26 protein-coding genes are annotated in these 24,651 nt (G+C 63.8%); 18 read left to right on the top strand and 8 right to left on the bottom strand.

Features of this window, described 5'->3' with window-relative positions:
- Positions 1-204: 204 nt before the first annotated feature.
- The gene (locus ACSFDB_RS00320) at positions 205-906 is read left to right on the top strand and encodes a class I SAM-dependent methyltransferase (RefSeq protein ID WP_440769077.1); all 702 of its coding nucleotides are present in this window, start codon (positions 205-207) and stop codon (positions 904-906) included.
- 125 nt (positions 907-1,031) lie between these two features.
- Here the strand turns inward: ACSFDB_RS00320 and glyA are convergent, their stop codons facing one another.
- A complete protein-coding gene (gene glyA / locus ACSFDB_RS00315) occupies positions 1,032-2,279 on the bottom strand; it encodes a serine hydroxymethyltransferase (RefSeq protein WP_440769076.1) in 1,248 nt (415 codons plus the stop codon).
- A gap of 214 nt (positions 2,280-2,493) precedes the next feature.
- Between glyA and ACSFDB_RS00310 the strand changes: the two genes are divergently transcribed.
- The 7 genes from ACSFDB_RS00310 (at position 2,494) to ACSFDB_RS00280 (ending at position 10,081) form a co-directional block, all read left to right on the top strand.
- Positions 2,494-4,608 (top strand): hypothetical protein, encoded by a 2,115-nt coding sequence (locus ACSFDB_RS00310; RefSeq protein ID WP_440769075.1) that lies wholly within the window; start codon positions 2,494-2,496, stop codon positions 4,606-4,608.
- Between the two features lie 805 nt (positions 4,609-5,413).
- Positions 5,414-6,232 carry a transcriptional regulator TbsP gene (gene tbsP / locus ACSFDB_RS00305; RefSeq protein ID WP_440769074.1) on the top strand — a complete coding sequence of 273 codons (819 nt, stop codon included), beginning with the start codon at positions 5,414-5,416 and terminating at the stop codon, positions 6,230-6,232.
- A gap of 409 nt (positions 6,233-6,641) precedes the next feature.
- The gene (locus tag ACSFDB_RS00300) at positions 6,642-7,346 is read left to right on the top strand and encodes an RNase P subunit p30 family protein (RefSeq protein ID WP_440769073.1); all 705 of its coding nucleotides are present in this window, start codon (positions 6,642-6,644) and stop codon (positions 7,344-7,346) included.
- The gene (locus tag ACSFDB_RS00295; RefSeq protein WP_440769072.1) at positions 7,330-7,992 is read left to right on the top strand and encodes a class I SAM-dependent methyltransferase; all 663 of its coding nucleotides are present in this window, start codon (positions 7,330-7,332) and stop codon (positions 7,990-7,992) included. Before ACSFDB_RS00300 ends, ACSFDB_RS00295 begins: the two co-directional genes overlap by 17 nt.
- Positions 7,989-8,474 (top strand): Rpp14/Pop5 family protein, encoded by a 486-nt coding sequence (locus tag ACSFDB_RS00290; RefSeq protein ID WP_440769071.1) that lies wholly within the window; start codon positions 7,989-7,991, stop codon positions 8,472-8,474. Before ACSFDB_RS00295 ends, ACSFDB_RS00290 begins: the two co-directional genes overlap by 4 nt.
- Positions 8,475-8,478: 4 nt before the next feature.
- Positions 8,479-9,237 carry an archaeal proteasome endopeptidase complex subunit alpha gene (psmA, locus tag ACSFDB_RS00285; RefSeq protein ID WP_440769070.1) on the top strand — a complete coding sequence of 253 codons (759 nt, stop codon included), beginning with the start codon at positions 8,479-8,481 and terminating at the stop codon, positions 9,235-9,237.
- A 118-nt stretch (positions 9,238-9,355) separates the two neighbouring features.
- Complete coding sequence (locus tag ACSFDB_RS00280) at positions 9,356-10,081, top strand: ribosome assembly factor SBDS (protein WP_440769069.1); 726 nt, start codon at positions 9,356-9,358, stop codon at positions 10,079-10,081.
- Between the two features lie 30 nt (positions 10,082-10,111).
- On the opposite strand, the gene ACSFDB_RS00275 is transcribed toward ACSFDB_RS00280, so the two are convergent.
- Positions 10,112-10,423, bottom strand: coding sequence for an FUN14 domain-containing protein (locus tag ACSFDB_RS00275; protein ID WP_440769068.1), 312 nt, complete (start codon positions 10,421-10,423; stop codon positions 10,112-10,114).
- A 389-nt stretch (positions 10,424-10,812) separates the two neighbouring features.
- On the opposite strand from ACSFDB_RS00275, the gene hflX reads away from it, so the two are divergent.
- The gene (gene hflX, locus ACSFDB_RS00270; RefSeq protein ID WP_440769067.1) at positions 10,813-12,114 is read left to right on the top strand and encodes a GTPase HflX; all 1,302 of its coding nucleotides are present in this window, start codon (positions 10,813-10,815) and stop codon (positions 12,112-12,114) included.
- Positions 12,115-12,160: 46 nt separating this feature from the next.
- On the opposite strand, the gene ACSFDB_RS00265 is transcribed toward hflX, so the two are convergent.
- On the bottom strand, positions 12,161-12,586 hold the full coding sequence (locus ACSFDB_RS00265; protein ID WP_440769066.1) for a hypothetical protein: 426 nt from the start codon (positions 12,584-12,586) through the stop codon (positions 12,161-12,163).
- A 310-nt stretch (positions 12,587-12,896) separates the two neighbouring features.
- On the opposite strand from ACSFDB_RS00265, the gene ACSFDB_RS00260 reads away from it, so the two are divergent.
- A complete protein-coding gene (locus tag ACSFDB_RS00260) occupies positions 12,897-14,057 on the top strand; it encodes a thiolase family protein (protein ID WP_440769065.1) in 1,161 nt (386 codons plus the stop codon).
- Positions 14,054-14,413, top strand: coding sequence for a PhlB family protein (locus tag ACSFDB_RS00255; RefSeq protein WP_440769064.1), 360 nt, complete (start codon positions 14,054-14,056; stop codon positions 14,411-14,413). Before ACSFDB_RS00260 ends, ACSFDB_RS00255 begins: the two co-directional genes overlap by 4 nt.
- A 303-nt stretch (positions 14,414-14,716) precedes the next feature.
- On the opposite strand, the gene ACSFDB_RS00250 is transcribed toward ACSFDB_RS00255, so the two are convergent.
- Positions 14,717-15,565 (bottom strand): DUF7547 family protein, encoded by an 849-nt coding sequence (locus ACSFDB_RS00250; protein ID WP_440769063.1) that lies wholly within the window; start codon positions 15,563-15,565, stop codon positions 14,717-14,719.
- 308 nt (positions 15,566-15,873) lie between these two features.
- Here ACSFDB_RS00250 and ACSFDB_RS00245 point away from each other — a divergent pair, with 308 nt between their 5' ends.
- From ACSFDB_RS00245 to ACSFDB_RS00235, 3 genes are all read left to right on the top strand, one after another.
- Positions 15,874-17,586: an AAA family ATPase gene (locus tag ACSFDB_RS00245; RefSeq protein WP_440769062.1), complete on the top strand. Its 1,713-nt coding sequence runs from the start codon at positions 15,874-15,876 to the stop codon at positions 17,584-17,586.
- A 230-nt stretch (positions 17,587-17,816) separates the two neighbouring features.
- Positions 17,817-18,569, top strand: a complete 753-nt coding sequence (locus tag ACSFDB_RS00240) for a ribonuclease H-like domain-containing protein (protein ID WP_440769061.1) — start codon at positions 17,817-17,819, stop codon at positions 18,567-18,569.
- A 66-nt stretch (positions 18,570-18,635) separates the two neighbouring features.
- Positions 18,636-19,076, top strand: coding sequence for an acyl-CoA thioesterase (locus ACSFDB_RS00235; protein WP_440769060.1), 441 nt, complete (start codon positions 18,636-18,638; stop codon positions 19,074-19,076).
- A 45-nt stretch (positions 19,077-19,121) separates the two neighbouring features.
- On the opposite strand, the gene ddfA is transcribed toward ACSFDB_RS00235, so the two are convergent.
- Positions 19,122-19,412 (bottom strand): DdfA family disk-determining factor, encoded by a 291-nt coding sequence (gene ddfA, locus ACSFDB_RS00230; protein ID WP_440769059.1) that lies wholly within the window; start codon positions 19,410-19,412, stop codon positions 19,122-19,124.
- A 258-nt stretch (positions 19,413-19,670) separates the two neighbouring features.
- Here ddfA and ACSFDB_RS00225 point away from each other — a divergent pair, with 258 nt between their 5' ends.
- Positions 19,671-20,198, top strand: a complete 528-nt coding sequence (locus tag ACSFDB_RS00225; RefSeq protein WP_440769058.1) for a DUF7998 family protein — start codon at positions 19,671-19,673, stop codon at positions 20,196-20,198.
- 50 nt (positions 20,199-20,248) lie between these two features.
- On the opposite strand, the gene ACSFDB_RS00220 is transcribed toward ACSFDB_RS00225, so the two are convergent.
- On the bottom strand, positions 20,249-21,640 hold the full coding sequence (locus ACSFDB_RS00220; protein WP_440769057.1) for a hypothetical protein: 1,392 nt from the start codon (positions 21,638-21,640) through the stop codon (positions 20,249-20,251).
- Between the two features lie 88 nt (positions 21,641-21,728).
- Here ACSFDB_RS00220 and ACSFDB_RS00215 point away from each other — a divergent pair, with 88 nt between their 5' ends.
- The 3 genes from ACSFDB_RS00215 (at position 21,729) to ACSFDB_RS00205 (ending at position 22,985) form a co-directional block, all read left to right on the top strand.
- Positions 21,729-22,136, top strand: coding sequence for a MoaD/ThiS family protein (locus ACSFDB_RS00215; protein ID WP_440769056.1), 408 nt, complete (start codon positions 21,729-21,731; stop codon positions 22,134-22,136).
- A 61-nt stretch (positions 22,137-22,197) separates the two neighbouring features.
- On the top strand, positions 22,198-22,593 hold the full coding sequence (locus ACSFDB_RS00210) for a pterin cluster protein (RefSeq protein WP_440769055.1): 396 nt from the start codon (positions 22,198-22,200) through the stop codon (positions 22,591-22,593).
- A gap of 83 nt (positions 22,594-22,676) precedes the next feature.
- The gene (locus tag ACSFDB_RS00205; protein ID WP_440769054.1) at positions 22,677-22,985 is read left to right on the top strand and encodes a CGCGG family putative rSAM-modified RiPP protein; all 309 of its coding nucleotides are present in this window, start codon (positions 22,677-22,679) and stop codon (positions 22,983-22,985) included.
- A 51-nt stretch (positions 22,986-23,036) separates the two neighbouring features.
- On the opposite strand, the gene ACSFDB_RS00200 is transcribed toward ACSFDB_RS00205, so the two are convergent.
- Together ACSFDB_RS00200 and ACSFDB_RS00195 are read right to left on the bottom strand one after the other, a co-directional pair.
- Entirely contained in the window at positions 23,037-24,245 is a 1,209-nt protein-coding gene (locus ACSFDB_RS00200) for a TIGR04347 family pseudo-SAM/SPASM protein (protein WP_440769053.1), read from the bottom strand.
- A complete protein-coding gene (locus ACSFDB_RS00195) occupies positions 24,242-24,601 on the bottom strand; it encodes an Htur_1727 family rSAM-partnered candidate RiPP (protein ID WP_440769052.1) in 360 nt (119 codons plus the stop codon). Before ACSFDB_RS00195 ends, ACSFDB_RS00200 begins: the two co-directional genes overlap by 4 nt.
- Between the last annotated feature and the right edge of the window lie 50 nt (positions 24,602-24,651).

Here is a 24,651-nt window from a genome sequence, read left to right as displayed (position 1 = left end):
AATCTCCCCGCCCCGTCTTCTCGCCCGCGGTTGACGGTTGCCATCCGTTTCTCCAATCGATCGTACCCGGCTTCGAATTTCTGAGTTGCTAGCGTCGAACCTGGCCGTGACGAGCGTCTCGGGCCCAGACGCTGTCCGAATACGGTGTGGATCGGTACCGAAATTCATTGTAGAGTTATAATATCTGAGCGTGTGTCACACACTGTGACGCCGACTGATCCGTTTGGTCGTGCGATCCGCGACCACCACCTCGGCGACCGAGAGGCACCGCTTTTCGACCGTGACGGCGACGCCGTTCGCGAGCACGCGATCGAAGACTGGTACTTCGGCGAACACGACGACGGCGCGTGGCGGGATCGATGGATGGACGGGCCGTTGCTCGATCTGGGAGCCGGCGCGGGGAGAGACGCCCTCTACTACCAGGATCAGTTCGAGACCGTCGCGATCGACGTCAGCGACCACCTCGTCGAGACGATGCGGGATCGCGGCGTGAACGACGTCCGTCAGGCGGACATGTTTTCGCTCCGCGACCACTTCGTCCGCGATCGATTCCGGTCGGTTCACTCGATCGGGACGCAGGTCGGACTGGCAGGATCGATGGACGGGGTCCGTGCATTTCTCGAGGATCTCGCATACGTGACGACGCCGGACGCGACGGCGGTCCTCGACAACTACATCCCGAGGGACGACGCTGCGAACGACGTCTTCGCCTACCGGGACGATCCGGCGCCCGGACTCGCCCACCGAGTGTACCACTGCGAGTACGAGGGCGATGTCGGGCGAACACTGCTCTTTCGCGTGTTCAGCGTCGACCGGCTCCGGGAAGCGACGATCGGGACGCCGTGGGACGTCGCCGCGACTAGAGACGGCGATCTCCAGTGGCGAGCGATACTCGAGAAGCGGTGATATCGGGTCGCCGCCACGTCTTACTCCCGTCGCGGGACGAACGATCGGAATCCCACGAACGGTTGTTCGCGAACCGGAGAATTAAAAGCTGATTTCGCGTGACTGATGGGTTCTGTCGCTGGTTTCTACTCGTACAGCGGGTTTGCGTCACACAGCGACTGGACTTCCTCGCGGACTTCGTCGATGACCGACTCGTCTTCCGGTGCGTCGATCACACGGGCGATCAGGTCGCCGACTTTTCGGCAGTCGTCCTCGTCGAAGCCGCGGGTCGTCAGCGCGGGCGTACCGGCGCGGATGCCCGAGGGGTCAAAGGCCGAGCGCGTCTCGCCGGGAACCGTGTTCCCGTTGAGGACGATGCCGGCGTCCTCGAGCGCTTCCTCGGCGTCGCCGCCGCTCGTGTCGGGGTGGCTCTCGCGGAGGTCGACGAGCACGAGATGGTTGTCCGTCCCGTCCGAAACCAGCGAGAAACCGTTGTCGACGAGGCTCTCGCCGAGCGCCTTCGCGTTCGCGATCGTCTGCTCGGCGTACTCGAGGAAGTCGGGCTCGAGGGCCTCTTTGAAGCCGACGGCCTTGCCGGCGACGTTGTGCATGAGCGGGCCACCCTGTCCGCCGGGGAACACCGCCGAGTCGATGTCGTCGGCGTACTCCTCGCCGCACATGACGATGCCGCCGCGGCCGGCGCGGATGGTTTTGTGGGTCGAGCCGGTGACGAAGTCGGCGGTTCCCACCGGCGAATCGTGGACGCCGGCAGCGACGAGCCCCGTGATGTGGGCGATGTCGGCGAGGTGGAGCGCGCCGACGCTGTCGGCGGCCTCCTGAATGCGCTCCCACTCGACTTCGCGCGGGTACGCGGAGTAGCCCGAGACGATGATGTCGGGTTCGAACTCGTCGGCCTGTTCGGCGAGTCCCTCGTAGTCGAGGTAGCCGGTGTCCGGGTCGACCTCGTACTGTTCGACCTCGTAGAACTGGCCGACGAAGTTCGCCGGGTGGCCGTGGCTCAGGTGGCCGCCGTGGGTCAGATCCAGCGAGAGGATCTTGTCGCCCGGCTCGAGCATCGCGAAGTAGACGGCCTGATTCGCCTGCGTACCCGAGTGGGGCTGGACGTTGATGTGCTCGGCCCCGAACAGGTCCTGGGCGCGGTCGATCGCGAGCTGTTCGATCTCGTCGGCGTATTCGCAGCCGCCGTAGTACCGGGAGCCGGGATAGCCTTCGGCGTACTTGTTCGTCAACGCGCTTCCCTGGGCGTCGATGACGGCCTCGCTGACGTGGTTCTCGCTGGCGATCATCTGCAGCGAGTTCCGCTGGCGATCTACCTCTCCCTCGAGTGCATCGGCGACGGCGGGATCGACGTCCCGAACGTGCTCGTGGTCCATGTTCGATGTGCGGTCTGGCGTCCGCATAAGTGTACCCGTCTTCGGCAAGTGGAGCCACTACTCGCGCGTCTCGAACGGGTCGAGAGACCGCTCGAGAGCCGCCGCAGGAATCAGAAAGTGACGGCCGCCCTCAACTAACTGACGAACGACCGATACCCCGTTCGTTCCCCCACCCGATACAACTAACTTACCGGAGGAACATTCAGCGTACCGAATGATAGAGTGGGCGATGGACGACGGGACGCTCCGCGTCACGGACGCTGATAACACCGAGTTGTCGGTCCAGGGTGGCGAACTCGTCGTCGATGGTCCCGGCCCGGATATCCAGCGCCCGGTCGACGAAACTGCGGTCGTGACGACGAACGAGCTCCGGTTCCCCCACGCCGTCGCCTACGTGTTCTCGCTCGGTTCGGACGAGCAACACGAACTCGACCCCGACGGCTCGCCGCTCTCGCTCCCGCCCGGCGAGTACGTCGTCGACATCGATACGGAGATCAAGACCTATCTCCGATTTTCCGGTGCGGCGACGATCGAAAAGACCGACGGCTTCGAGGAGACTGTCGTCACGTTTCCGGATCGGATCCGCGTTATCGTCGGCTTCCGGAGCCACCACGAACTCCCCGCGGGAACGATCACCGTCCCGGATACGCCCGACGGACTCGCGGCGGGGATCTCCCACCTCGCCGCCTCGCACAAGACGGACGGACCGGATCGAACCTATCCGACGCTTCGCGGACATCCGTCGCTTCTCGAGTGTGGCGACGCCCTCGAGATCCCCGACTGTATTCGCGACGACTTCACCGACTCGGGCATCGAACTGGTCGTGCCGCCGGAGTACGAGTCGCTGTTCGTGACCGCGCCGCTCGCCTACTACCTTCAGGCGACCGTCCGGACCAGCGATCACCGCGGGACCGCTCCCGTCCGCCCGACGCTTCGGGTTCCGGAGCACGCGATCGAAAAACCCCTCTCGCCGATGCCCGGGCTCGAGCGCGACGTCGAGCGACTGCTCCGCAAAGTGTTCTTCCTCGACTGTCTCGTGCGCAACGCCGGCCCGTACGGAACCGATCTGGCGGAGCTGAGCGTCCTCGAGGTGCTCGAACTCGACGCCGACGAACTGTACGAGGCGAGCCCACAGGAGCGCCTCGCGACCTACCTCGACGTCCCCTACGCGGCGATCGAGCACCGACTCCCCGACTGGCACCTCTCGACGTACGTCTCGCCGACGTACGAGAGCATCGAGTCCCTTCCCTTCCTGCTCGATCGCCTGAGTATGATCTACACCCCCCGAACCTCCGAACTCGAGGGGCGAGAGCTGGTTGAACGGTCGCTAGAGGACTTCTACCGAGGTGGGCAAAACTCCGGAGCCGGAACCGCCGCACTCGACAGGGCGAGCGCCGGCAAAGTCGCGTCGGTGGATATCGTCAAACCTGAACTCCGAAACGGCCGGGTCCACGGCTGGCTGGCGGACGGCGTTCCCATCGACGTCTTCAAAACGACGCTGAACGCCTACCACAACCGACTCGACTTCATCGAGCGCTCGAGCGACTCGACCTCGATCTGCGTCGTCCTGAACGATCCGGAGATGGCCGGCGAGCACGACGACGTCGCCAGAATCTACCGCCAGCGCTCTACGGAGTTGACGATGGACGTCACCGTCGAGGAGTCGCTGACGACGGCCGACCTCGCCCGCGTCTTCGAGGACGACCACGATTTCGTCCACTACATCGGTCACTGCGAGACCGACGGACTGCGCTGTCCGGACGGCTACCTCTCGACCGACAGCCTGAGTCGGTGTAACGCCCAGACGTTCTTCCTCAACGCGTGTGGCTCCTACTACGAGGGGATGGGGCTGATCGAGAAGGGGAGTGTCGCCGGCGCGGTTACCTTCACGAAGGTGTTAAACGATCACGCGATCAAGGTCGGGTCGACGTTCGCCAAACTGCTCGTCCACGGGTTCAGTATCGAGCGCGCGATGGGGCTCGCACGCCGGCGTATCATGATGGGGAAAGACTACGCGGTCGTCGGCGACGGAACCCACTCGCTCGGGCAGGGCGAACACCAGTTACCGATCACCATCACGCTCGAGGAACTCGACTCCGAGGCCGACCAGTATCTGGCCACGTTCGACTGTTACTCGACGCGAGTGACGGGGTCGTACTACTTCCCCCACACCGAGGACAACGAGTACGCGTATCTCTGCGGCGGGACGTCGAACTTCACGCTCTCCGAGTCCGGCGTCCACTCCTTACTCCGCGAAACCGATGCGTCGGTCATCTACGATGGCGATCTCTACTGGTCGAAAGAACTCGCAGACCGGTTCGATCGCTGATCACGGTCCACTGTAGATCGTGACCCCTTCGTCCCCAGCCGCTCCGACCGCATCGTCGCCTGCGACGACAGATCAACGGCGTCGACCAGCACATCTCGAGAACAGGGGTACGTGTCACGCATGCAACCGCCTTTGGCCGACGCGCTCATATACGTAGTGGATCGGTAACAGGCGCGCTCGTGCTCAATTTATCGCCGTATCCGAGAACGTTTCCGCGAGTTGCGATCCTACCGCGTGTGTACGGGGAAATGGAGTCTCCGTCCGTGGATGGCGAACGCGTCGATAGTTTCGCAGTGGCCGATCGAACCCTGTCCGTCGGCGACGTACCGCGTCCGACCCATAACCCGCCACCACTGTTAATTGATTTGTAGTGTCTGCTGATTTTTTAACTCGCCCAGTATAGTTAAATAGAACGCCGTGCACTATGGTACCGTATGGAACCGATGCTCATACTCGAGGTTAGTACGGCGCTGTACGAGACAGTTACAGTCACGGCATCACTGGGCGGAGATTTCAACGTTCTCAACCGAGTCAGCACGTACAGCGGACCCTAACACGGATCGCACACTGACCGCTTTTGGGAATCCGCACGAACCGAGCGTGAACTGCACAGTCGACCGAGGGGTCGCCCATCGCACGACTCCGCCGCAATGTGTTCCGCGATCGTCATTGTATCTTGAAAGCGTACTGAAAATTCGATGGAAGAATCGACAAATCCTACCGCAAACATCGGCAGAGTTCAAGTTGTAGCGGTGAATCGGCCAACAAAATTAAGTGCTTCGCTAACGCTTACTTCTGTATAGACATGACCTCGAATTTACTCAACCACCAGATTGACGATATCCTCGACTCCATCCTCGAGGACGCGTCAGGCGACGTGTACATGGTCAACCCGTCCGCAGATGCGATCGAAGAGTTCGTTTCAGTCGCGACCGCGTTCGACGGTGACCTGCCGACGGTACACATGCTCGCCGACGAACGGACGCTGAAAGACGTCATGGACGACTTCATCGTCGCCTCGAACGCCGCCGACCTCATCAGCCAGGACGCACTCGCCCTGCGAACGCTCGAGGAAGCCCCCGAGAACTCACTGCTCGTCACCGACGACCGCGTCATTGCCGTCGTCCACGCCGGCGACCGCGTCGGCGGACTCGTCACCGACGACGACAGCTTCGTCGAGGACACGTTCGACACCTACGCGGGTCGCTGGGCGGACGCTTCCAAGTTCAACCTCCGAACGCCGCCGATCACGGCCGTTCGCGAGACGCTCGCCGACGAGATCAGTCCCGAAGCCGAGGAGGACTTCACGGCGATTCTCAACTCGCTCGAGACCGCCCGCGGCGACGGCGACGGGCTCGACGAAGTGACGATTTCGCTGCTCGTCGCGGCCAAGAACGAAGCGCTGCTGTACGACATCAGCAAGTGGGGCGAGGACGTCGGCATCGCCTCCAAGGCGACCTTTAGCCGAACGAAGACCAAACTCGAGGACATGGGCCTCATCGACACCGAGAAGGTCCCCATCGACGTCGGCCGACCGCGACTCCGCCTCAAGATCGGCGACGACCGACTCAACGAGGCCGACAACGGCCAGCTCGCAACGGTCGCACAGTCGATTCTCAACTAACGAAATTTTATTCTGCGGTCTATCGCGGTCGCGAAACGCCGCGACCGCGATGTCCCTCGATAAAATTTCGATCAAAAGCACTCCTCCTTCCGTTCGTTCGTCCTTTCAGTCCTCACTCACATCAGTCGTCGGCCCGCTCGCTCACCCCGTCTCACGGCCTTCGGCCGTTCGACTTCTCGCGGCGCGTGGCGCCGCGCACGGCTTCGCTCGCGGTGCGCGTCGGGTGACGGCCTGCCCTCCCCCGTTGAGCGGAGGCTTCGCCTCCGCGATACTCGGAAGACGCGCAGCGTCTTCCGTTGGGTCGCACGCCCTCACAGTCGTTCGGGCGTGCTCCCGGCCATTCGACTCCGTTCCAATTTTCTCAGTACATGGCGCAAACCCCAAGTCGCCGCCGTGAGACGACTCGAGTATGTACGAGGCCGTCCACGCCCATCCCGACGGAGAGAGCACGGTCGCCAGACTCGCGAAGACGGCGGCCGACTACGGCTTCGAGGGCGTGGTCGTCCGCAACCACCACGGCTCGCGGGCCGAGTACGACGCCGCTGCGATCCGCGAGGAGTACGACATCGACGTCGTCGAGGGCGTCGAGATCCGGGCCGACAGCCCGCAGCAGGCCGGCGGCTCCGTCGGCAACTATCGCACCGACCAGACCATCGTCGCGCTTCACGGCGGGACGAACGACATGAATCGGTTCGCGGTCGAAAACGACAAACTCGACGTCCTCGCCCATCCGATGGCCGACCGCGGCGATATTAACCACGTCCTCGTGAAAGCCGCCGTCGAGAACGGCGTTCGCCTCGAGTTCTCCCTCTCGGGAGTCCTCCGCAAGAGCGGGGGTCGTCGAGTCAGGGAGATCCAGTCGCTGCGAAAGCTCGAGGAGATCGTCGACTACTACGACGCCCCCTACGTCGTGAGCGCGGACCCCGCCTCGCACCTCGAGTTGCGCGCTCCCCGCGAACTGATCGCGGTGGGGGAGCGACTGGGGTTCTCGAGCGAGTTTATCGAGGACGGGCTCGCGGAGTGGGGCCGACTCGCCGAGCGCAACCGAGAGATCCAGTCCGAGTCGTTCATTGAGCCGGGGGTCGAACGGGGGAGATATGAAAAAGAGCCTTGAGGATCACGCCGCCAGATTCGACGAGCAAGCGGGCGAGTACGACGACTCGAACTCCGACGAGTATCGCGCCTGTGCGAGCCTCGTGATCGAGCACGCCGCCCCCGAGGAAGACGACGTCGTCCTCGATCTGGGTACCGGAACGGGAGCCATTGCGCTCGCGCTCGCACCCGACGCGGACCGCGTCGTCGGCCGGGACATCAGCGAGGGCATGATGGCCGAAGCCGAAGCGAAGGCCGAGGAAGACGGTCTGGAGAACCTCGAGTTCGCCACCGGCAGTTTCCGTGAGCCCGACTACGACGGCGACGTCGATGTCGTCACCTCGAACTTCGCGCTTCACCACCTCTCGGACGCGGAAAAACGCGAGGCGATCGAGGTCATCGCGGCTCTCGAGCCGCGGAAATTCGTCCTCGGAGACGTGATGTTCTTCGGCGAACCGGATCCCAAGGAGCCGTTCTACTCACCCGAGGTCGACGACCCGGCGACCGTCGGCACCCTCGCAGATGCCTTCACCGACGCCGGCTTCTCGCTCACCGCGGTCGAGCGCGTCCACGATCAGGTCGGCGTCCTGGTCGCCGAGCGGAATCCGACCGAGGCCAACGCCGTCTCCGGCGACGACGCGGACGACGAGACCGCCGCGGACGCATGAAACACCTCCCGAAACATCTCCAGCCGCGCTGGCGATACCTCGCCGTCGAAATCGAGAGCTGGCCCGATGCGTCGATCGATCGCCGCGCGTTCCAGCGCGAGTGTTGGTACGCGGCCCAGAACCTGTTGGGCGATCCCGGAAGCGCACGCGCGGATATGACGGTCGTCAGGTTCGAGTTCGCCGGCGGACTCGGCGAGGCGATCGTTCGGGTCCGACGGGGGGAGACCGAACCGGCTCGCGCAGCCGTCGCCTGTATCGACGGTATCGACGGCGCTGCGGTCGGAATTCGGGTCCGCGGTATCAGTGGCACGATCCGTGCCGCTGAAGAAAACTATTTAGGTAAACGCCGGCAAGATTCGGAAGAGAGAAACGTCGTGTTCGGGAACGAGGAGCGAGTCGCCGTCCTGCGGGAATGCGGTGCAGACGTGCGACTCGATGAGGCGTTTGCGGGCGCGACAGACCTCGATTACGATTTAGTGTGAGACTATGCAGGGACAACAACAACAGCAGGCATACGACCGAGGTATCACGATCTTCTCGCCGGACGGCCGACTCTACCAAGTCGAGTACGCCCGCGAGGCGGTCAAACGAGGAACAGCGAGTATCGGCGTCCGAACGAAGGACGGCGTCGTCCTCGCCGTCGACAAGCGAGTCCCCTCCCCGCTGCTCGAGGACTCGAGCGTCGAGAAGATCCACAAGGCCGACAACCACGTCGGCATCGCGAGCGCCGGCCACGTCGCCGACGCGCGCCAGCTGATCGACTTCGCCCGTCGCCAGACGCAGGTCAACCAACTGCGCTACGGCGAGCCGATCGGCGTCGAGACGCTGACCAAGGAGGTCACCGACCACATTCAGCAGTACACGCAGGTCGGCGGCGCCCGCCCGTTCGGCGTCGCGCTGATCGTCGGCGGTATCGACAACGGCGAACCGCGCCTGTTCGAGACCGACCCGTCGGGGACTCCATACGAGTGGAAGGCTCTGGCCGTCGGCTCCGACCGCGGTGAACTGCAGGAGTATCTCGAGGAGAACTACGACGAGGAAGCCGACCTCGACGGCGGCATCGCGCTCGCCCTCGACGCGCTCGCGTCGGTCAACGAAGGCTCGCTGCTGCCCAACGAAGTCGGTCTCGCGACGATCGACGTCGAGAGCGAGTCCTTCGAACAGTTCGACCACGACAAGATCGAGTCCCACCTCGAGGAGAACGGCCTCCTCGACGACGGTGAGGACGACGAACCCGAAGAGTAAGTAATCGAGACGGCGGCACTCCTCGCGGTTTCGTACCGATCGGCCCGCGTAAAGCCGGACGGTCGCGGCGGATGCCGTCAGGAAAAGCTCTTTTAGGCGGCCGGGGGTACTCCCTGGTATGATATCGCTCGACGAGGCGGTGACGGCGCGACTCGAGTCACACGGGGCGCGCTTCGAAGTGCTCGTAGACCCGGATGCGGCGCTTTCGATCAAACGCGACGAGTTCGACGGCGACTTAGAGGAAGTGATCGCCGCGGAAGACGTCTTCGAGGACGCCTCACGCGGCGACCGCCCCGCCGAGGAGGATCTCGAAAAGGTCTTCGAGACGACGGACCCGCTCGAGATCATCCCGGAAGTGATCAAGCAGGGGGAGATCCAGATCACGGCCGACCAACGCCGCGAGATGCAAGAACAGAAGCGCAGACAGCTGATCGACACCATCACGCGGAACGCGGTCAACCCGCAGATGGACAACGCGCCACACCCGCCCGAGCGCATCGAGAACGCGCTCGAGGAGGCCGGCTTCACCGTCGATCCGATGGAACCGGTTCAACAGCAGGTCGACGACGCACTGGACGCGCTGCGGCCGGTGATCCCGATTCGATTCGAGGAGGTGACGATCGCGGCCCAGATCCCCGCCGAGTACGCCGGCAGCGCCCAGGCGCAGGTCCGCCAGTTCGGCGACTTAGAGCGCGAGGAGTGGCAGCCCGACGGATCCTGGATCGGCGTCATCACATTCCCCGCGGGGCTACAGAACGAGTTCTACAACGTCGTCAACGAACACTCGAGCGGAAAGGCGGAGACGGAGATCATCAAGGACAAGGACGATCTGAAGACGCGATAGAGAACAAACGGTAGCGGTCCCGCTCGGTTCCTAGCCGCGGTGGTAGCCGATCAGGAAGCCGGTGGTAAAGCCCGCACCGACCGAGACCATCGAGAGCACCGACTCGAGCCGGTGAGTCTCGTTCTGTGCGTGCTCTTGGGTCTCGAGCAGTCCGGCGGTGAGACGGCTCCAGTCGACGGTCACGATCTCCTGTGACTCGAGGTATCGAAACGCCATCAGCTGGACACCGATGACGAGCGCGAGGACCGTCGCAACCTGTTTCGTAGCGAATCCCAGCACCGCCCCGATGACCGCTCCACCACCGAACTCGAGACCGAGCGTCGTCGGATCGACGTCTAGCATCACGGCTTCGTATTCGAGTCTGCTGCAATGACTGTTGTGGTTGGAAGGGAGTCTTGAGATCCGATAGTCGGGCTCGAGGTCGAGGGGCAACGGCTCGACCGCCGAACCAACTCGAGTGCGAGCGATCGGCCGTCGAAGCACGAGCGAACCGCAAGACGGCATCGTGCACGGGATTCAAGACGATCGGACGCGTACGGGTAGCTATGAGTATCGTCCAGCCAACGGAGGTGTTCGACCGGCATCCGTAGCGTGGTCGGGCACCCGCCGCGTCGCCTGCAACCCCGGCGCGAGCGGTGTACGCGAGCGACGGCTCGCCGGGTCGACGAGTGCAGCCTCTCGCGAGGAGCCGAGCACCGACGCCCGAACTCCCCCCACCTCTTCCCATCCGCATGAACGCTATCATCGCCAAACGCGTCGACTCCGGAACGCCCGACACGAGTGAAATTCGCGACCTCGCCGCGGCGGCGGGGTACACCGTCGTCGGAGAGGTCACCCAATCGCGGCGGGCCGACGCGGCCCTCCAACTCGGCGAGGGGAAAGCCGAGGAGTTGGCCGACGTCGCTGTCGCCACGGAAGCGACGACGGTCATCTTCGACAACCGGCTCGGACCATACCAGACGTACAACCTCGGACAGCTGCTGCCCGACGGCGTCGAAGTCATCGATCGGTTCACCCTGATCCTCGAGATCTTCGGCCAGCGCGCCCAGACGCGCAAAGCCCAACTGCAGGTCGAACTGGCCGAACTCCGGTACGAACTGCCCCGCGCCGAGGCCAAGACGAGCCTCGCCAAACGCGACGAACATCCCGGCTTCATGGGGCTGGGCGAGTACGACGAGAGCCGCGAACGGGATATCAAAGCCCAGATCAGCCGGATCAAGGACGAACTCGCACAGATCGAGCGAACCGAGGAGCAACGCCGGGAACGTCGCCGGGACTCCGGGTTCGATCTGGTCGCGCTGGCGGGCTACACGAACGCCGGCAAGTCGACGCTGCTTCGACAGTTGGCCGACGATCTCACCGTCGAGGAGAACGAGGGCCTCCATCCCGATCTCGACGCGACGGCCGAGTCCCAGGACAAGCTGTTCACGACGCTCGGGACGACGACCCGACGCGCGTCCATCGAACCGCGAGACGTGCTGGTGACCGATACGGTCGGGTTCATCAGCGACCTTCCTCACTGGCTCGTCGAGTCGTTCAAGTCGACGCTCGACTCCGTCTATCGAGCCGACCTGGTCTTGCTCGTCGTCGACGTCAGCGAACCGATCGACGAGATCCACGAGAAACTCGTCACCTGCCACGACACCCTCTACGAGCGCAACGAGGCGCCGATCGTCACGGTGCTGAACAAGATCGATAAAGTCGACGACGAGGAACTCGCGGAGAAACGCGAGGCCCTCTCGTCGCTCGCACCGAACCCGGTCACCGTCAGCGGCATGGAGGGGACGAACGTCGAGGAACTGCTCGAGCGGATCGACCGTGAACTCCCCGAGTGGGAGGAAGAACGACTCCTCCTACCGATGACCGACGACACGATGAGCGTGGTCTCGTGGATCCACGACAACGCGAACGTCGATGACGTCACCTACGGCGACGAGGACGTCGTCGTCTCCTTCGAGGCCCGACCCGCGGTCATCGAGCAGGCCCGTTCGCGCGCGACCGAATTGCGGACGACCGCTGCTGAATCCGCGTAGTCCGTCAGCTCACAGTCGTCGACTCGTCGCCGAACACAGGAGACGGTCAGGGGTCGCTTCCGTACCGGTCCCGATCGGATTGGCGCTCGAGTTCGGTTTCGATGAACTCTCGAACGGTTTCTCGCTCGGATTCGGTCTCGAAGGTGTAGAAGCCGCCGAGGATATTTTGCTCCCAGAACTGGAGGTCTATTCCGACGTATTCGCCGTCGGCATCGACAGGGAGGACGGTCTGCCAATCGTCGTCCTCTTGATCGACGAACCGACCACGAAGCTCGAACGTAGCGGGCCCCTCGTCCCACGTCGGCTCGAGCAGATGGGTGCTGGGGTTTTGGTCGTCAGTACGCTCCCGGTCAGAGCCGTACGCGGGAACGTCGTAATACGTCTCGTTGAACACCCGCTCGTCGTTCCGAACGAGTTCGACCTCGAAACTCCGTTCCGCGCTCCACGAATTGATCAGTCGGATAAATAACAATCGTACTTCGGTGTCAGAGCGGTTGTGACGCCACACGGCGTAGCCGCCACCAGTGACTGAGAGACCACCGAGAACGGCGAGAGCAGTTCGTCTGGATAGAGAGCTGGATTCCATCAACAGTATATTATTATAGTCGGTGAAACACATGTATTTTTTACTATTCGTATTCCACAGGATGTTTTTGAGCACACCTCATCTGGAATAGTGTCTAATAGCAGAACCAATGGAGAGTATTTGCTCGGATAGTGTCCCTCTGTTCGAAGATTCTACTACCCAAATATTTTAACGCGGTCCCGGAGTCTGGACAACTATGGAACGTGTTGCGATCATCGGAGCCTCGATGACCCAGTTCGGGCAGCGCGAGGGAGAGTGGGTGATGGATCTCCTCGCGGAGGCCGGGATCGACTGCCTCGAGGATTCGGGTGTCGACGCCGCGGACGTCGAGCACCTGTACGTCTCGAACATGGCGAGCGGGGAGTTCGAAGGACAGACCGGCGTGCCAAACGCGCTGGCACACGACCTGCAGGCGATGCCGGCGTACACCCAGCGCGTCGACCAAACGAGTTCGTCCGGTGGGGCCGGCATCTTCGCCGCCTGGCAGTCGGTCGCCAGCGGGGCGAGCGACATGACGCTGCTCGTCGGCGGCGAGAAGATGACCCACCGGACCACCGGCGAAGCAACGGACGTCATCGCGTCGTTGACCCATCCCGTCGAGTACAAGACGGGCGTCACGCTCCCCTCCTTTGCGGGGCTGACGGCCAGACACTACCTCGAGCGCTTCGACGCGCCACGGGACAGTCTCGCGAAGGTCGCCGTCAAGAACCACAAGAACGGCGTGGACAACCCCCACGCGCAGTTCCGGAAGGAAATCGACGAGGAGACGGCACTCGAGTCGCCGATCGTCGCCGACCCGCTGCGGCTGTACGACTTCTGTCCGATTACGGACGGCTCGGCCGCGCTGATGCTCTGTCCCGAGGACGTGGCTCAGGAGTACACCGACAACTACGTCGTCATCTCGGGCATCGACGGCGCGACGGATACCCACGTCGTCCACGAGCGCGAGGATCCGACCGTCATGGGCGGCGTCGTCGAGAGCGGCAAGGGTGCCTACGAGATGAGCGGCTACGGCCCCGACGATATCGACGTCGCGGAGCTTCACGACATGTTCACCATTCTCGAGTTCCTGCAGATGGAGGGGCTCGGCTTCGCCGAGCAGGGCGAGGCGTGGAAGTTAGTCGAGGAGGGGTACACCGAGCGCGACACCGGCGAACTCCCGATCAACACCTCCGGCGGGCTCAAGTCGAAGGGCCACCCGCTCGGAGCCAGCGGCGTCGCACAGGGCGTCGAGATCTACGAACAACTGGTCGGCGAGGCGGGGCCGCGACAGGTCGACGCGGACGTCGGGCTTTGCTGTAACGTCGGCGGCTTTGGAAACTGCGTTATCACGACCATCATGGAGGCTGCACAATGACCATGGAAGCCACGCGATACGAGGACGGTTCGATCAGCTACCCCGGCCACCCCCGCGGTCCCGGCGGCTCGGAGCCGGTGGAAACGATCGATCTCAGCGAGTACAGCGCCGAAGTGATCACGTGGACGACGAGTATGGCGACGCCGCCGGGCGTCCGGGAGCCGAACACGCTCGCGATCGTCGAGTTCGATGTCGAAGGGGAATCGGTCCGCGCGATCGGACAGGCCACGACGGACGAGATCGAAACCGGCGACGAGGTCGAACCGGTGTACGTCGACGAACTGCGCGAGCCCGGAGCCGGCATCCGCGAGCCGGAGAGCCAGGACTGGGACGGGTATCGGTTCGAACCGGTCTGATCCCTGTGTTCTGTTGCGAACACCCGTGAGCAACAGAGACAGCTGTGAAGCCGGTTCGAATCAGGGAGGAGCTTCGCTCCGACCGTGGTTCGAACCGGTCTGATCCCTGCATTCTGTCGCGAACACCCCTGAACGACAGACGCAGACTGAAGTCGGATACAATCAGGGAGGAGCTTCGCTCTGACCGTGGCTCGTACCGGTCTGATCCCTGCATTCTGTCGCGAAAACCCTTGAACGATAGACGCAGACTAAAGTCGGATAGAATCAGAGAAGAGCTTCGCTCCGACCGTAGCTCGAACCGGTTTACGAGTCGGAATCGCTGTCGATACCGTCACCGTTTGTATCGGGATCGTCGCCAGCACTGTTTTCCTTAGCATCGTCCCCGCGAGAATCGGATCGGGAAGCGTCGTCCGTACTGCTTTCGTCACTCTCGACGGACTCGTCGTCGCCATCGTCAGCGTCGGATTCGCCGGCAGCGTGTTCGTCCTCCTCGCCGTGATCCGTACCGCTCGAGTCCGGTTCCTCGGCGCCGTACTGATCTTTCAGGGTCTCGAGTTCGGCGTCGACGTCGACGCGCGAACCCGGGTCGTCGCGTTCCGTCTCGCCGGGACCGTCGCTGTCCTCGTCGTCGATATCGATCCGAATCGCGTCCGCCGAGGAGTCGGTTCGCTCGAGGTCGTCGTCTACGTCTCTGAGTCGGCTGTCGACGTCGTCGCGCAGCGCGCGGGCCTGCGTGAGCAACTCGTCGAGCCCCTCGTTCGACGTGTCGTCCTCCGCGGTCGTCGCTCGCTGGAGCTGGGCCAACACGGTGTCGAGCTGGGAGAGCGTCGTCCGCCGCAGCGCGTTCGCTCGTTCGCCGGCGGTGTCCGCGGCCTCCGTGGTCCGGTCCCGAACCTCACGTTCAGTGCGTGCGAGTTCGAGCGCCCGCTGGAATCCCTCGAGCGCCCGCACGCTGGTCTCGAGGACGGCGATCGCGGCCGGGATGGCGATCTCGTCGGCAAAGCGGAGGAGCTCCCGCGGCGTCGGCGGTCGCGGGGCCGGCGGCCGGAGTCGGGGACGGCTCTGTGTGGACTCGAGTTCCGCCCGGAGGTCGTCGATCGTCCGGGTGAGCTCGCGGACGGCGTCGGCGAGATCGTCGTCGTGATCGGCCATAGCTGGCCTACGGACGCCGAGTGCAAAAATCCGGTCGGTCGATTTCTCGGTCGGACCCGGCTCTCGGATCGATCGACGGAGCGTTCTACCGACCGACTCCTGTTGTGGTTGCTCGAATGCCGGAAGTGGTGTCAGTAATCTGGAAGAGATGCCTGACGCTCGAGTGTGAAACGTCGGATAGTGTGTCGAATCCTCACCGAACGAAATCGCCTGTAACGACCGTTCTAAACGGTCTCAGTCCAGTGTTATTGGTGTTACGGCAGAAGGTCTATATATCGAACGGACTATCGGATTACAGAGTACCATATATGGTTGAACTTGACATTCAGCTTCTCGTAGGGGCTGCAGTAACCGTTTTCCTTGCGCTCATCTTTTTCGGCGTCGTCGTGCTCTGGGACGTCGCCCTCGCACTTCGAAGCGTAGGGGACAAAATCGACAAACTCGAGGACAATATCGACGACGACTTGATGAATATCGCCCACGCGCTGGACGGGATCTCGAACGGATCGAACAACGGCGGGACGCAGCTTCATCTGAGCGGCGGCACGATTAGCTCGGGCACACAGGAGCAGGGACAGCCGACGCAGGGACAGCCACAGGGGCCACAGCAGGCGCCGCAACAGGCTGCCAACGAAACGGTGCGGCAGCCGTCCCAACAGCCCCGGACGGGCCAGCAGCCGTCACAGGCCGGTGATCCCGGTGCTGTCGACGGCGAGAACGAGCCGTCGGCCCCCGTAGGTGGAGACGGTGACGGCAGTCTCGAGCAGTCAGCCGACGGTACGGCAGACGCAGACAACGTGCGTGCTGACGGAGACGACGTGCCGACTGACGAGTCCACTTCCGACGACGATGCCGCCGAGTCGACGGCACCATCAAAATCGGTCCACTCGCGAGCGGAGCGAAGCCGAGGTCGATTTACCACTTCGCCCGATCGAACGGCCTGGTACGCGACCCCGCTTGACCGCGAGACGATCCGATCGTCGCAACCGATGATTGCCGGTGCCCTGACCGACGGTTCGGACGCGGCTGTCGACGACTCAGAGATTATCGCTGCGGGACCCGTGGAATCGGCCGCGCCGTCCGGGGCAGCCGAAGCGGACGGCGTGTCCAAGACGGCCGGAGTGAGTGATACGGACGAGACGACTGATAGCGATCCAGACAAAACGGTCAACGGTGATTCGGACGAGTCGGACGAGCCGTCCATCAGTGCTGAGACAAATCGGGACGACGATCACGACGGGACGAATCCGAGCGACGGATCGGCCGTCGGCGAGACGGACGACGTCGACTCGGCTACCCAGGAGGTCGACGAGCCCGACGAGACCAGTAACTCGGCGTCGACCGGCGCGGACGTCCTCGCGTTCGAGGAAGACGGACCAACCGCTGGCGAGGATCTGAGCCCGACGGACTCCGCTGACGCGGACGCCACCGACGCCACCGTCGATCCCGAAACCGAGTCGAGCGAGCAGTCGACGACGGAAACCGGCATCGAACCGGTCGACGAGACTGCACTCGAGGACACGAGTTCGGACGAGAACGGCGACACGGTCGAGACGGACGACGGCGCCGTATCCGAGACCGACGACGGCACCATCGACCCGGTCGGCGGCGACGTCGAGGCGTTTGCGTTCGACGCCGTGGACGACGTGACCGTCGAAGCGGCCGTCGAGACGATCAACGAGGACGCACCGGCCCCCGAACTCTCGAGTCACCGCTTCGACGTGACGGCGGAGGTGTTCGAGGGTGAGGACGACGACCGCGACGGCGCCGCCTTGCTGTTCGAGTTCGACACGGAGACGGTCGACATCAGCGGGTCGACGAAGCGACTCCTCCAGTATCAGATGCGGAGCTTTGCGGACCGCGACTCGACGCCCGACAGCGACGTGCGTATCGGACGGGACCGAATCGTCATCGAGATTCCGGACTCGGACGGGGCCGCCGTCCAGCGGTGGGGCGAGGCGGCCGTCAGCATCATCGATCGAACGCTGTACCTCTCGGACAACAGCTCCGACGATAACTGATCGGGGATACCTGCGATCGGTCTGCGGTTGTTTTGCAGTCAGTTTTCAATCACTCTGGTGTCCGTCTGTGACTCCTTTGGTGATCGTCTCCGGTTCATCTGCAGCTCGTTTCCGATCCGTCCACAGTGCGTACGCTCGCTCCCGTCCGGCGAACTCGAGTCCGACCCACGGTCGACAGTTCCTCGGAGGGATCCAATCGCTTTTAGTTCGCTCGGCCCCCCGACACTGGTGTGCGAATCGAGAACAGTTTCATTCCCGTCCGCGGCGTCGGGGAAACCACCGAACGCAAGCTGTGGCGAGCGGGGATCACCCACTGGGACGAGTTCGACGGCAGCGTCGTCGGCGACACGGTCGCCGACCGGATCGAGTCGTTCATCGAGGAGGGACGAACCCACCTCGAGCGCGGCGACGTCTCCGTTTTCACGGAAGCGCTGCCCGCGGCCAGCCGCTGGCGTTGCTACGAGAACGTCCGCGAGAACACCTGTTTTCTGGACATCGAGACGACCGGTCTCGACGCGAGCTGTAACGACGTCACGACCGTCAGCGTCCACCGCGCCGGCGAGACGAAGACCTTCGTCCAGGGCCGGGACCTAACGAGTCAGCGTCTCGAGGACGAACTCGAAGCGTCCTCGCTGCTCGTGACGTTCAACGGTCAGCGCTTCGACGTGCCGTTCCTCGAGACCTGCTACGATATCGACGTGGCGACGCCGCACGTCGATCTCATGTACCCCTGCAAGAAGATCGGTCTCGACGGTGGACTGAAGACCATCGAAAAGGATCTGGGGATCGATCGGGATATGCCCGATCTCTCCGGCCGCGACGCCGTCCGACTCTGGCACGAGTACGAACGGGGCGACGAGGCGGCACTCGAGACGCTCGTCGAGTACAACCGAGCGGACACGAAAAACATGGAACCGCTGATGGAGATCGTCACGGACCGGCTTCACGAGACCGTCTTCGAAGCGGCCTGTGCCGGCGAGTAGCGAGCCGAGAGGATTTCGAAGCGCCGAGGAAACGTATAGGGCACAGTACTCGGTACAGAACAAACGATGAGCGACGAGCGCGGCGAGTCAGACGAGAACAGTGATCCAGACACCGGCTACGAGTGCGAGATCAGTATCGACGTTCGCCTCCGCGACCTCGATTTCATGGGCCACGTCAACAACGCAATTTATGCGACGTTCCTTGAGGAGGCTCGAGAGGCGTACTTCGAGGACGTCATCGGCGTCTCGCTGACCGACGTCGGAACCGTAATCGCGAGCCTCACCATCGACTACGTCCGACCGATCGAGAGCGATGCCGAAGTCACCGTCGCAGTAGGCGTGGCAGAACTGGGGGCCTCGAGTCTGACGATGGCGTACGAGATTCGAGCCGACGGCGAGACGGCCGCGACGGCGCGAACGGTCCAGGTGCTCGTCGATCGGGAAACGGGGCAGTCCGAACCGATTCCGAGCGAGTGGCGGCGGCGGATCGACGGGGCAGGCGACTGAGGGGCGTCGATCAGCGGCTACTACGAACCGCCTCGATACCGACCCCTATCTCCCACTGTTTAGTTCTTCGACGTCTACGTCACCATCACTCGAGACGACGACGAGATAGCCACAGAACGGGAATTCGACGCGGCCGGAGGCTCGAGGGCTGCCGTCCTCTCGCGGTGCGAAAAGTGCATCGAGGGCTTCCGGGTTGATCGCATCGTACAGCGCTTCGTACTCCGGCGGTTCGATATCCATCGGATCGACACCCTCACGCTCGGCGATTGCAGCAATTACGTCAAAACTGACTGAGTGGACGGCAGCGGTATCCGATCGGTCGACTGAGAGTAGCATTGGCCAGACTCTTACAGTCACTGATTATAAATCCTCTGGCCCCAACCTCACCTTGTTAGTCAGTGGAGTTCACTAAAGTATATAAATGTACATTGGCACACATATTTTTCCCGGGAAGGGGTTTGAGATAAGTACATAGATGGTATTCTAAACGATCAGCGTAAGTCGATTCATCGTACAGGCAGTCGTTGTGAGGGTACCTTTGCGAATATGTTCGGGATCGCCTACTGGAACAGCCCGACTCCATAGCTAGTCGTGATGAATCCCTTCGCGACAGATCCATCCCCGACGACCGAGACCGAGCGGACGACCGACGGCTTCGACGGATGGGACGCGTTCGACCCGGATCACGTCCCCGAACCCGGACCGTTCCTCGAGGGACACGCCGTGCTCACGGGCGACGACCACGCCGCTTTTCACCGTCTCACTCGAGCCCTGTTCGAGGAACGCGGCGTCTACGATGCGACGTTCGGCTACAATCTCGCGCGTCTCAACCTCGACCGACGACATCCGGAGGCCGGCTTTCGCTACGCCGTCGATGCCGACGAACCCGCCGTCCTGCGGGCGGAGTTCACCCCGACAACCGAGTTCTGTCCGGCGGCAGACGCGCTAATCAAAGGTGCGTTTCGGGCGTGGAACGGTCTTTCGAGCTGTCACGAGTACGATCTCGTCCGCGTTCGAGTTCACCCGTCACACCAGCAAGCCGACGCGCTCGACGCCTCGCTCGAGCGACTCGAGCACTCGATTCGGGAAACTGGATCGATACCGAACTCCCCGTCCGAGTAGGTGAGAGTCCGCTAACCGATCGAGAGACGGCTGAAACTCGCCATCGGTGGCTACGGACGGGGCCCAACGCCTCCGACATCCTCCCGGGTTTCGCGATCGCCAGTATCGCCCACGGTGGGATCGATTCGAAGGCTTCCCGCGAGTACCCCACTGATTCCGTCGGGTGCGTGCCGGTGGAGCGTCAGCAGCATATTCAGAACGAAGAGGCAGAATCCGAGCGTGGCGAGCACCGCACTCGAGACCGTCATCGCGGTTGGCAGCGCGAACAGCGGCCCAGCGGTCATGCCGAGCAAACCGACGAGCGTGAGCCAGAAGTCAGCCCGCTCGAGTCGTGCGTCGTACAGGTCGTCGACCATCGGTACCCGCTCGAAGCCGAGTTGGTCGCTGTAGCGCTCGAGCCAGATTATGAACGGGACGATGTGGTAGAGCGAGCCGACGATGACGAACCCAAAGACGCCGAAGACGAGCAGGGTCGTCGCGTCGGGGTGGCCGAACAGGGTCGCGTAGCTCGCCGGCTCGAGCCACCACGCGGAGACGGTGAGGGCGATCCAGGCCCACAGCGACGCTACGACCACCCAGTACCGCGCGGTCATCGGCGAGCGGCCGACGGTCGACCGAGCGAGTTGGCGCGCAATAACGACGGTGAACGCGGCGAGGCCGAGGAGGACGGCGAGCGCACCGATTCGGGCGAGCGACTCTGCGGCCAGTCCGCGACCCGCGGCGAAGACGAGCAGGCCGGCGGGAAACAGCAGTTGCTCGAGTCCGAGCAGTCGGTCGTCGAACGGCGTCCGATCGGTCTGGGTGAACATCGTCGCGAGTTGGGCGAGCGCGCCGACGATCGTCGCGAGAATGGCACCGAAGAGAGCGAGGGTGGCGTGAACCAGCAGGACGTCGCCTCTATCGACGAGAGTCGAGTCAAACACGCCGACCGTAAAGTCGACGGCGAGAAGGAATCCGAGCGGTGCCGCGAGGGCGAAACAGCCGAGTGCGAACGCGAAGTGTCGCTCGGTCAGGTCGAACGGCCGTGCCCGTACCAGGGTTCGACCGACGTTGTAGACGAAGATCCAGAGCCCAAGCAGGAGCAACGCGGCTGCGATGGGGAGCCAGGACAGCGCTGTCGCGAGCAACGCGGCCGCGAAGCCGACCACGCCGACGGTGACGAGGACGAGTTGCGCGACCGCCAACCGTCGGGAGTGAATCGCGACCCCCGACCAGACGGGGACGAACTGCGTCATCGCCCCCATGATCGTGATCGCGATCCAGCCGATCAACAGGAGGTGGATGTGCGCCGCGTTCGACAGCCCGGGGACCGTCGTGACGGCCATGACGGTTCCCCCGACGACGCCTACCACGAGGAAGGCGAGTCCGACGACGAAGTGGCCGAGTGGAATCGCCATCGGCGGTTGCTGGTCCGTTTGGAGGTCGCCTCGAATCTGGTTCATATTCGACAGTCGGGTATCCACCGCCGTCCAGTTGTGTCCGAACATATTCGGGATCGAACGGTTGCGGCTCGCGGCCGTAGGATCGGGTATGACCGCCGAGCAGGTTCACCAAGACGCGCCAGAGGAGGAACAGCCGAAAACGACCGTCACCGTCCGTTGCACCGGCCACGTTCGCGACGCCGTGGGCACCCACGAACTCGAGTACACCTTCGCTGGCGACCGGCTCCGGGACTTCCTCGAGGCCTTCTTCGCCGAGTACGACGTCGAAGAGATGCTGATCGCCGAAACCGAAGCGGAGGCGACCGCTCACGGCTGGGCGCGTGCGCCCGAGGAACTGCCCGGTACCTGGCGCAAGAACCCCGAAGGCGAACAGACCCGCGCGTTCGCTCGCGTCTGCATCAACGGGCGGTTCAACGAACACTTCGAGGGGCTCGAGACCGAACTCGAGGACGGCGACCGCGTGGCCCTCATCTATCCGTTCATGTTCTGTTGCTGAGCCGGCGCCCGAACGGGTTCGGAGCAACGGTTTGGGTCCGGCGCGGACACGCTCGCACACGATGTCAGCCGAGATCGACTGCGGTCGGGCCGACGGAACGACGACCGTCGACGTTCGCTGCACCGGCCACGTGCGTGAGCACGTCGGCAGCCACGAACTCGAGTTCACCTTCGCTGGCGAGCGGCTCCGCGCGTTTCTCGTGGCGTTCGACGCGACCTACGACCTCGAGCCGTTCTTCGCCGTCGATCCGGAACGCGAGTCCGATCCGATGGCACGTCTCTGGGGCCGCCCGCCGGGTGAGTTTCCGGGCTGGCGACCGCCCGACGGCGATCGATCCAGACCCTACGGGCGGATCTGTTGCAACGGCCAGTTCAGCGACAACCTCGCCGGTCTCGAGACACGCCTCGAGGACGGCGACCGAATCGCCCTCCTGTATCCGTTCCTGTTCGCGCCGTGACCCGCTCGGACGCGACACACGACCATCGCGTCCCGAACCAGTTCGTCTCAGGGCTTACTGCCGACAGTATCCGACTATCGAGTATGAGCAACAGCACCGACCCGATCATCGAACCCGTGACCCGACGCGACCACGACGTCTCGTGGTCCGCGAACCTCGAGCAGCCCTACCACGCGGCGGACCGCGACCTCGTCGTCGAACAGGCCGGCGACGCGGTCGAGGCGACGGCCAGCGGGACGCACGTCAATCTGGTCACGCACCGCGATCACGGACGTCCCGAGGCCTACCTCTGGGAGGCGCTCGAGGAGACGTTCGACGACCTCTCGCTCGAGTACGTCGACCAGTGTGGCTGTGGCGGACACGTGACTCGCGCCCGCGTCGGCGCCGAGTGAGCCGATCTCGGCCGGCGATCTGAGATCGCGGGATCGCCCTCACCAGCCGTTTCAGTCCGCGACGCCGCCGGCCGGCCCGCCGCGGCGTCGTTCGTTCTCACGGAGGTAACACTGCGGGTCGGGGGCGAACAGGTCGCCCGTCGTCGCCAGCGCGCGGAGTCGGGAGCCACCGCGACAGATCGATTGGTAGCGACAGTCAGCACACGTTCCCGTTAGGTGCTCCTCCCGATTTCGAAGGCCGGACAGAAGCGGATTCGACTCGTCCTCCCAGATTTCGCCGAACGGGCGATCCCGGACGTTGCCGAGACTGTACCCCTGCCAGAACTGGGTCAGATGAACGTTGCCCGCGTAGTCGACGTCCGCGATTCGCTCGCCCGTCGGGTCGCCGCCGTTTCGCTCGAGGTGGTCGTAAACGGCTTGCGCTTTCGCCTCGCCGAACTCCTCGCGGGCGTACTCGACGAGGAAGGCGGCGTCGGCGTAGTTGCCCACCAGCAGCGTCTCGATCTCCTCGCCGCGGGCGTGGTAGTCGAGCGTGAGGTCCGCGACGCGCTCGACGGCCTCGCGCTTGTCTTCGGGGGAGAGATCGACATCGATGATATCGGCCCCGCGGCCGCCGTAATCGAGGTGGTAGAAGCAGAATCGGTCGAGTCCCTTCTCGGCGAGCAGATCGACGACGCCCTCCAGGTCGGGCGCGTTGGCTTCGGTGATCGTATAGCGCAGCCCGGTCTTGAGGCCGACCTCGAGACAGTTCTCAATGCCCCGGACGGCAGCCTCGAACGCGCCGTCTCGCCCCCGAAACCGGTCGTTCCGCTCGGGGAGGCCGTCGACCGAGATGCCGGCGTACTGGAGTCCAGCGTCCCGCAGCGCCGCGGCTTTCTCGCGCGTGAGCAGCGTGCCGTTCGAGGAGAGCACCGGCCGGAGTCCGAGATCCGCGGCGTAGTCGACGAGTTCGACCAGATCCTCGCGAACGAGCGGTTCACCGCCGGAGAAGAGCACGACCGGGGCGCCGTAGTCGGCGAGTTGTGCGAGGAACGTCTTCGCCTCGTCCGTCGAGAACTCGCCCGGCGCGGCCTCGAGGTCGGCGCCGGCGTAGCAGTGCGAGCAGTAGAGGTTACACCGTCGGGTCGCGTTCCAGACGACAACCGGCTTGCGCTGTTTCTCCGCGGTGATCTGGGGCTTCGAGGAGTCGGCCGCGGCGTCGTAGCGCAGGCCGTCCCCTTCGGCGTCGAGATCACAGAGGAGTTTGCTGATCGAGATCACGCGTCGGTCACCCGACCCTCCCCGTCGCGAGGTTCGCCTTCAGTTTCCTCGTAGACGCACGGTTCGTGGCGCTCGCCGGGGTCTTCGTTTCGGTCGTCCGGCTCTTTCGCGTCCGACTCGAGCCCTCGCGTCGAGTAGCGCTCCACGTCGTCCGCCGGACAGACCCAGACGTCGACGGCGTACCAGCCGAACAGCCTCGAGGCGTGTTCGTGGGCTTCCGTGCCGCTCGCGGCGGCCACGCTGCCGACGTGACGCAGCGGATCGTCGGACTCGTCCCGACAGAACACTTCCCACTGCTGAGTCGGGTTCCCCCGTTCGTCCGCGTCTACGCGCTCGCGTCGTGCCTTCTCGACCATGCGGGCACGTAGGGAACCCGGTCGAAGAGCGTTCACCCAAACTCCCATCG

It is taken from the genome of Natronorubrum amylolyticum, from assembly GCF_052040145.1.
GTDB lineage: Archaea > Halobacteriota > Halobacteria > Halobacteriales > Natrialbaceae > Natronorubrum.
Note: the sequence above shows the minus strand (reverse complement) of the source record. Positions and strands in the feature narration are given on the sequence as shown.

Coding starts and splice junctions, on each gene's coding strand:
- glyA (WP_440769076.1), bottom strand. CDS start 2,279: ATGGACCACGAGCACGTTCGGGACGTCGATCCCGCCGTCGCCGATGCA.
- ACSFDB_RS00310 (WP_440769075.1), top strand. CDS start 2,494: ATGATAGAGTGGGCGATGGACGACGGGACGCTCCGCGTCACGGACGCT.
- tbsP (WP_440769074.1), top strand. CDS start 5,414: ATGACCTCGAATTTACTCAACCACCAGATTGACGATATCCTCGACTCC.
- ACSFDB_RS00300 (WP_440769073.1), top strand. CDS start 6,642: ATGTACGAGGCCGTCCACGCCCATCCCGACGGAGAGAGCACGGTCGCC.
- ACSFDB_RS00295 (WP_440769072.1), top strand. CDS start 7,330: ATGAAAAAGAGCCTTGAGGATCACGCCGCCAGATTCGACGAGCAAGCG.
- ACSFDB_RS00290 (WP_440769071.1), top strand. CDS start 7,989: ATGAAACACCTCCCGAAACATCTCCAGCCGCGCTGGCGATACCTCGCC.
- psmA (WP_440769070.1), top strand. CDS start 8,479: ATGCAGGGACAACAACAACAGCAGGCATACGACCGAGGTATCACGATC.
- ACSFDB_RS00280 (WP_440769069.1), top strand. CDS start 9,356: ATGATATCGCTCGACGAGGCGGTGACGGCGCGACTCGAGTCACACGGG.
- ACSFDB_RS00275 (WP_440769068.1), bottom strand. CDS start 10,423: ATGCTAGACGTCGATCCGACGACGCTCGGTCTCGAGTTCGGTGGTGGA.
- hflX (WP_440769067.1), top strand. CDS start 10,813: ATGAACGCTATCATCGCCAAACGCGTCGACTCCGGAACGCCCGACACG.
- ACSFDB_RS00260 (WP_440769065.1), top strand. CDS start 12,897: ATGGAACGTGTTGCGATCATCGGAGCCTCGATGACCCAGTTCGGGCAG.
- ACSFDB_RS00255 (WP_440769064.1), top strand. CDS start 14,054: ATGACCATGGAAGCCACGCGATACGAGGACGGTTCGATCAGCTACCCC.
- ACSFDB_RS00250 (WP_440769063.1), bottom strand. CDS start 15,565: ATGGCCGATCACGACGACGATCTCGCCGACGCCGTCCGCGAGCTCACC.
- ACSFDB_RS00245 (WP_440769062.1), top strand. CDS start 15,874: ATGGTTGAACTTGACATTCAGCTTCTCGTAGGGGCTGCAGTAACCGTT.
- ACSFDB_RS00235 (WP_440769060.1), top strand. CDS start 18,636: ATGAGCGACGAGCGCGGCGAGTCAGACGAGAACAGTGATCCAGACACC.
- ddfA (WP_440769059.1), bottom strand. CDS start 19,412: ATGCTACTCTCAGTCGACCGATCGGATACCGCTGCCGTCCACTCAGTC.
- ACSFDB_RS00225 (WP_440769058.1), top strand. CDS start 19,671: ATGAATCCCTTCGCGACAGATCCATCCCCGACGACCGAGACCGAGCGG.
- ACSFDB_RS00220 (WP_440769057.1), bottom strand. CDS start 21,640: ATGAACCAGATTCGAGGCGACCTCCAAACGGACCAGCAACCGCCGATG.
- ACSFDB_RS00215 (WP_440769056.1), top strand. CDS start 21,729: ATGACCGCCGAGCAGGTTCACCAAGACGCGCCAGAGGAGGAACAGCCG.
- ACSFDB_RS00210 (WP_440769055.1), top strand. CDS start 22,198: ATGTCAGCCGAGATCGACTGCGGTCGGGCCGACGGAACGACGACCGTC.
- ACSFDB_RS00205 (WP_440769054.1), top strand. CDS start 22,677: ATGAGCAACAGCACCGACCCGATCATCGAACCCGTGACCCGACGCGAC.
- ACSFDB_RS00195 (WP_440769052.1), bottom strand. CDS start 24,601: ATGGTCGAGAAGGCACGACGCGAGCGCGTAGACGCGGACGAACGGGGG.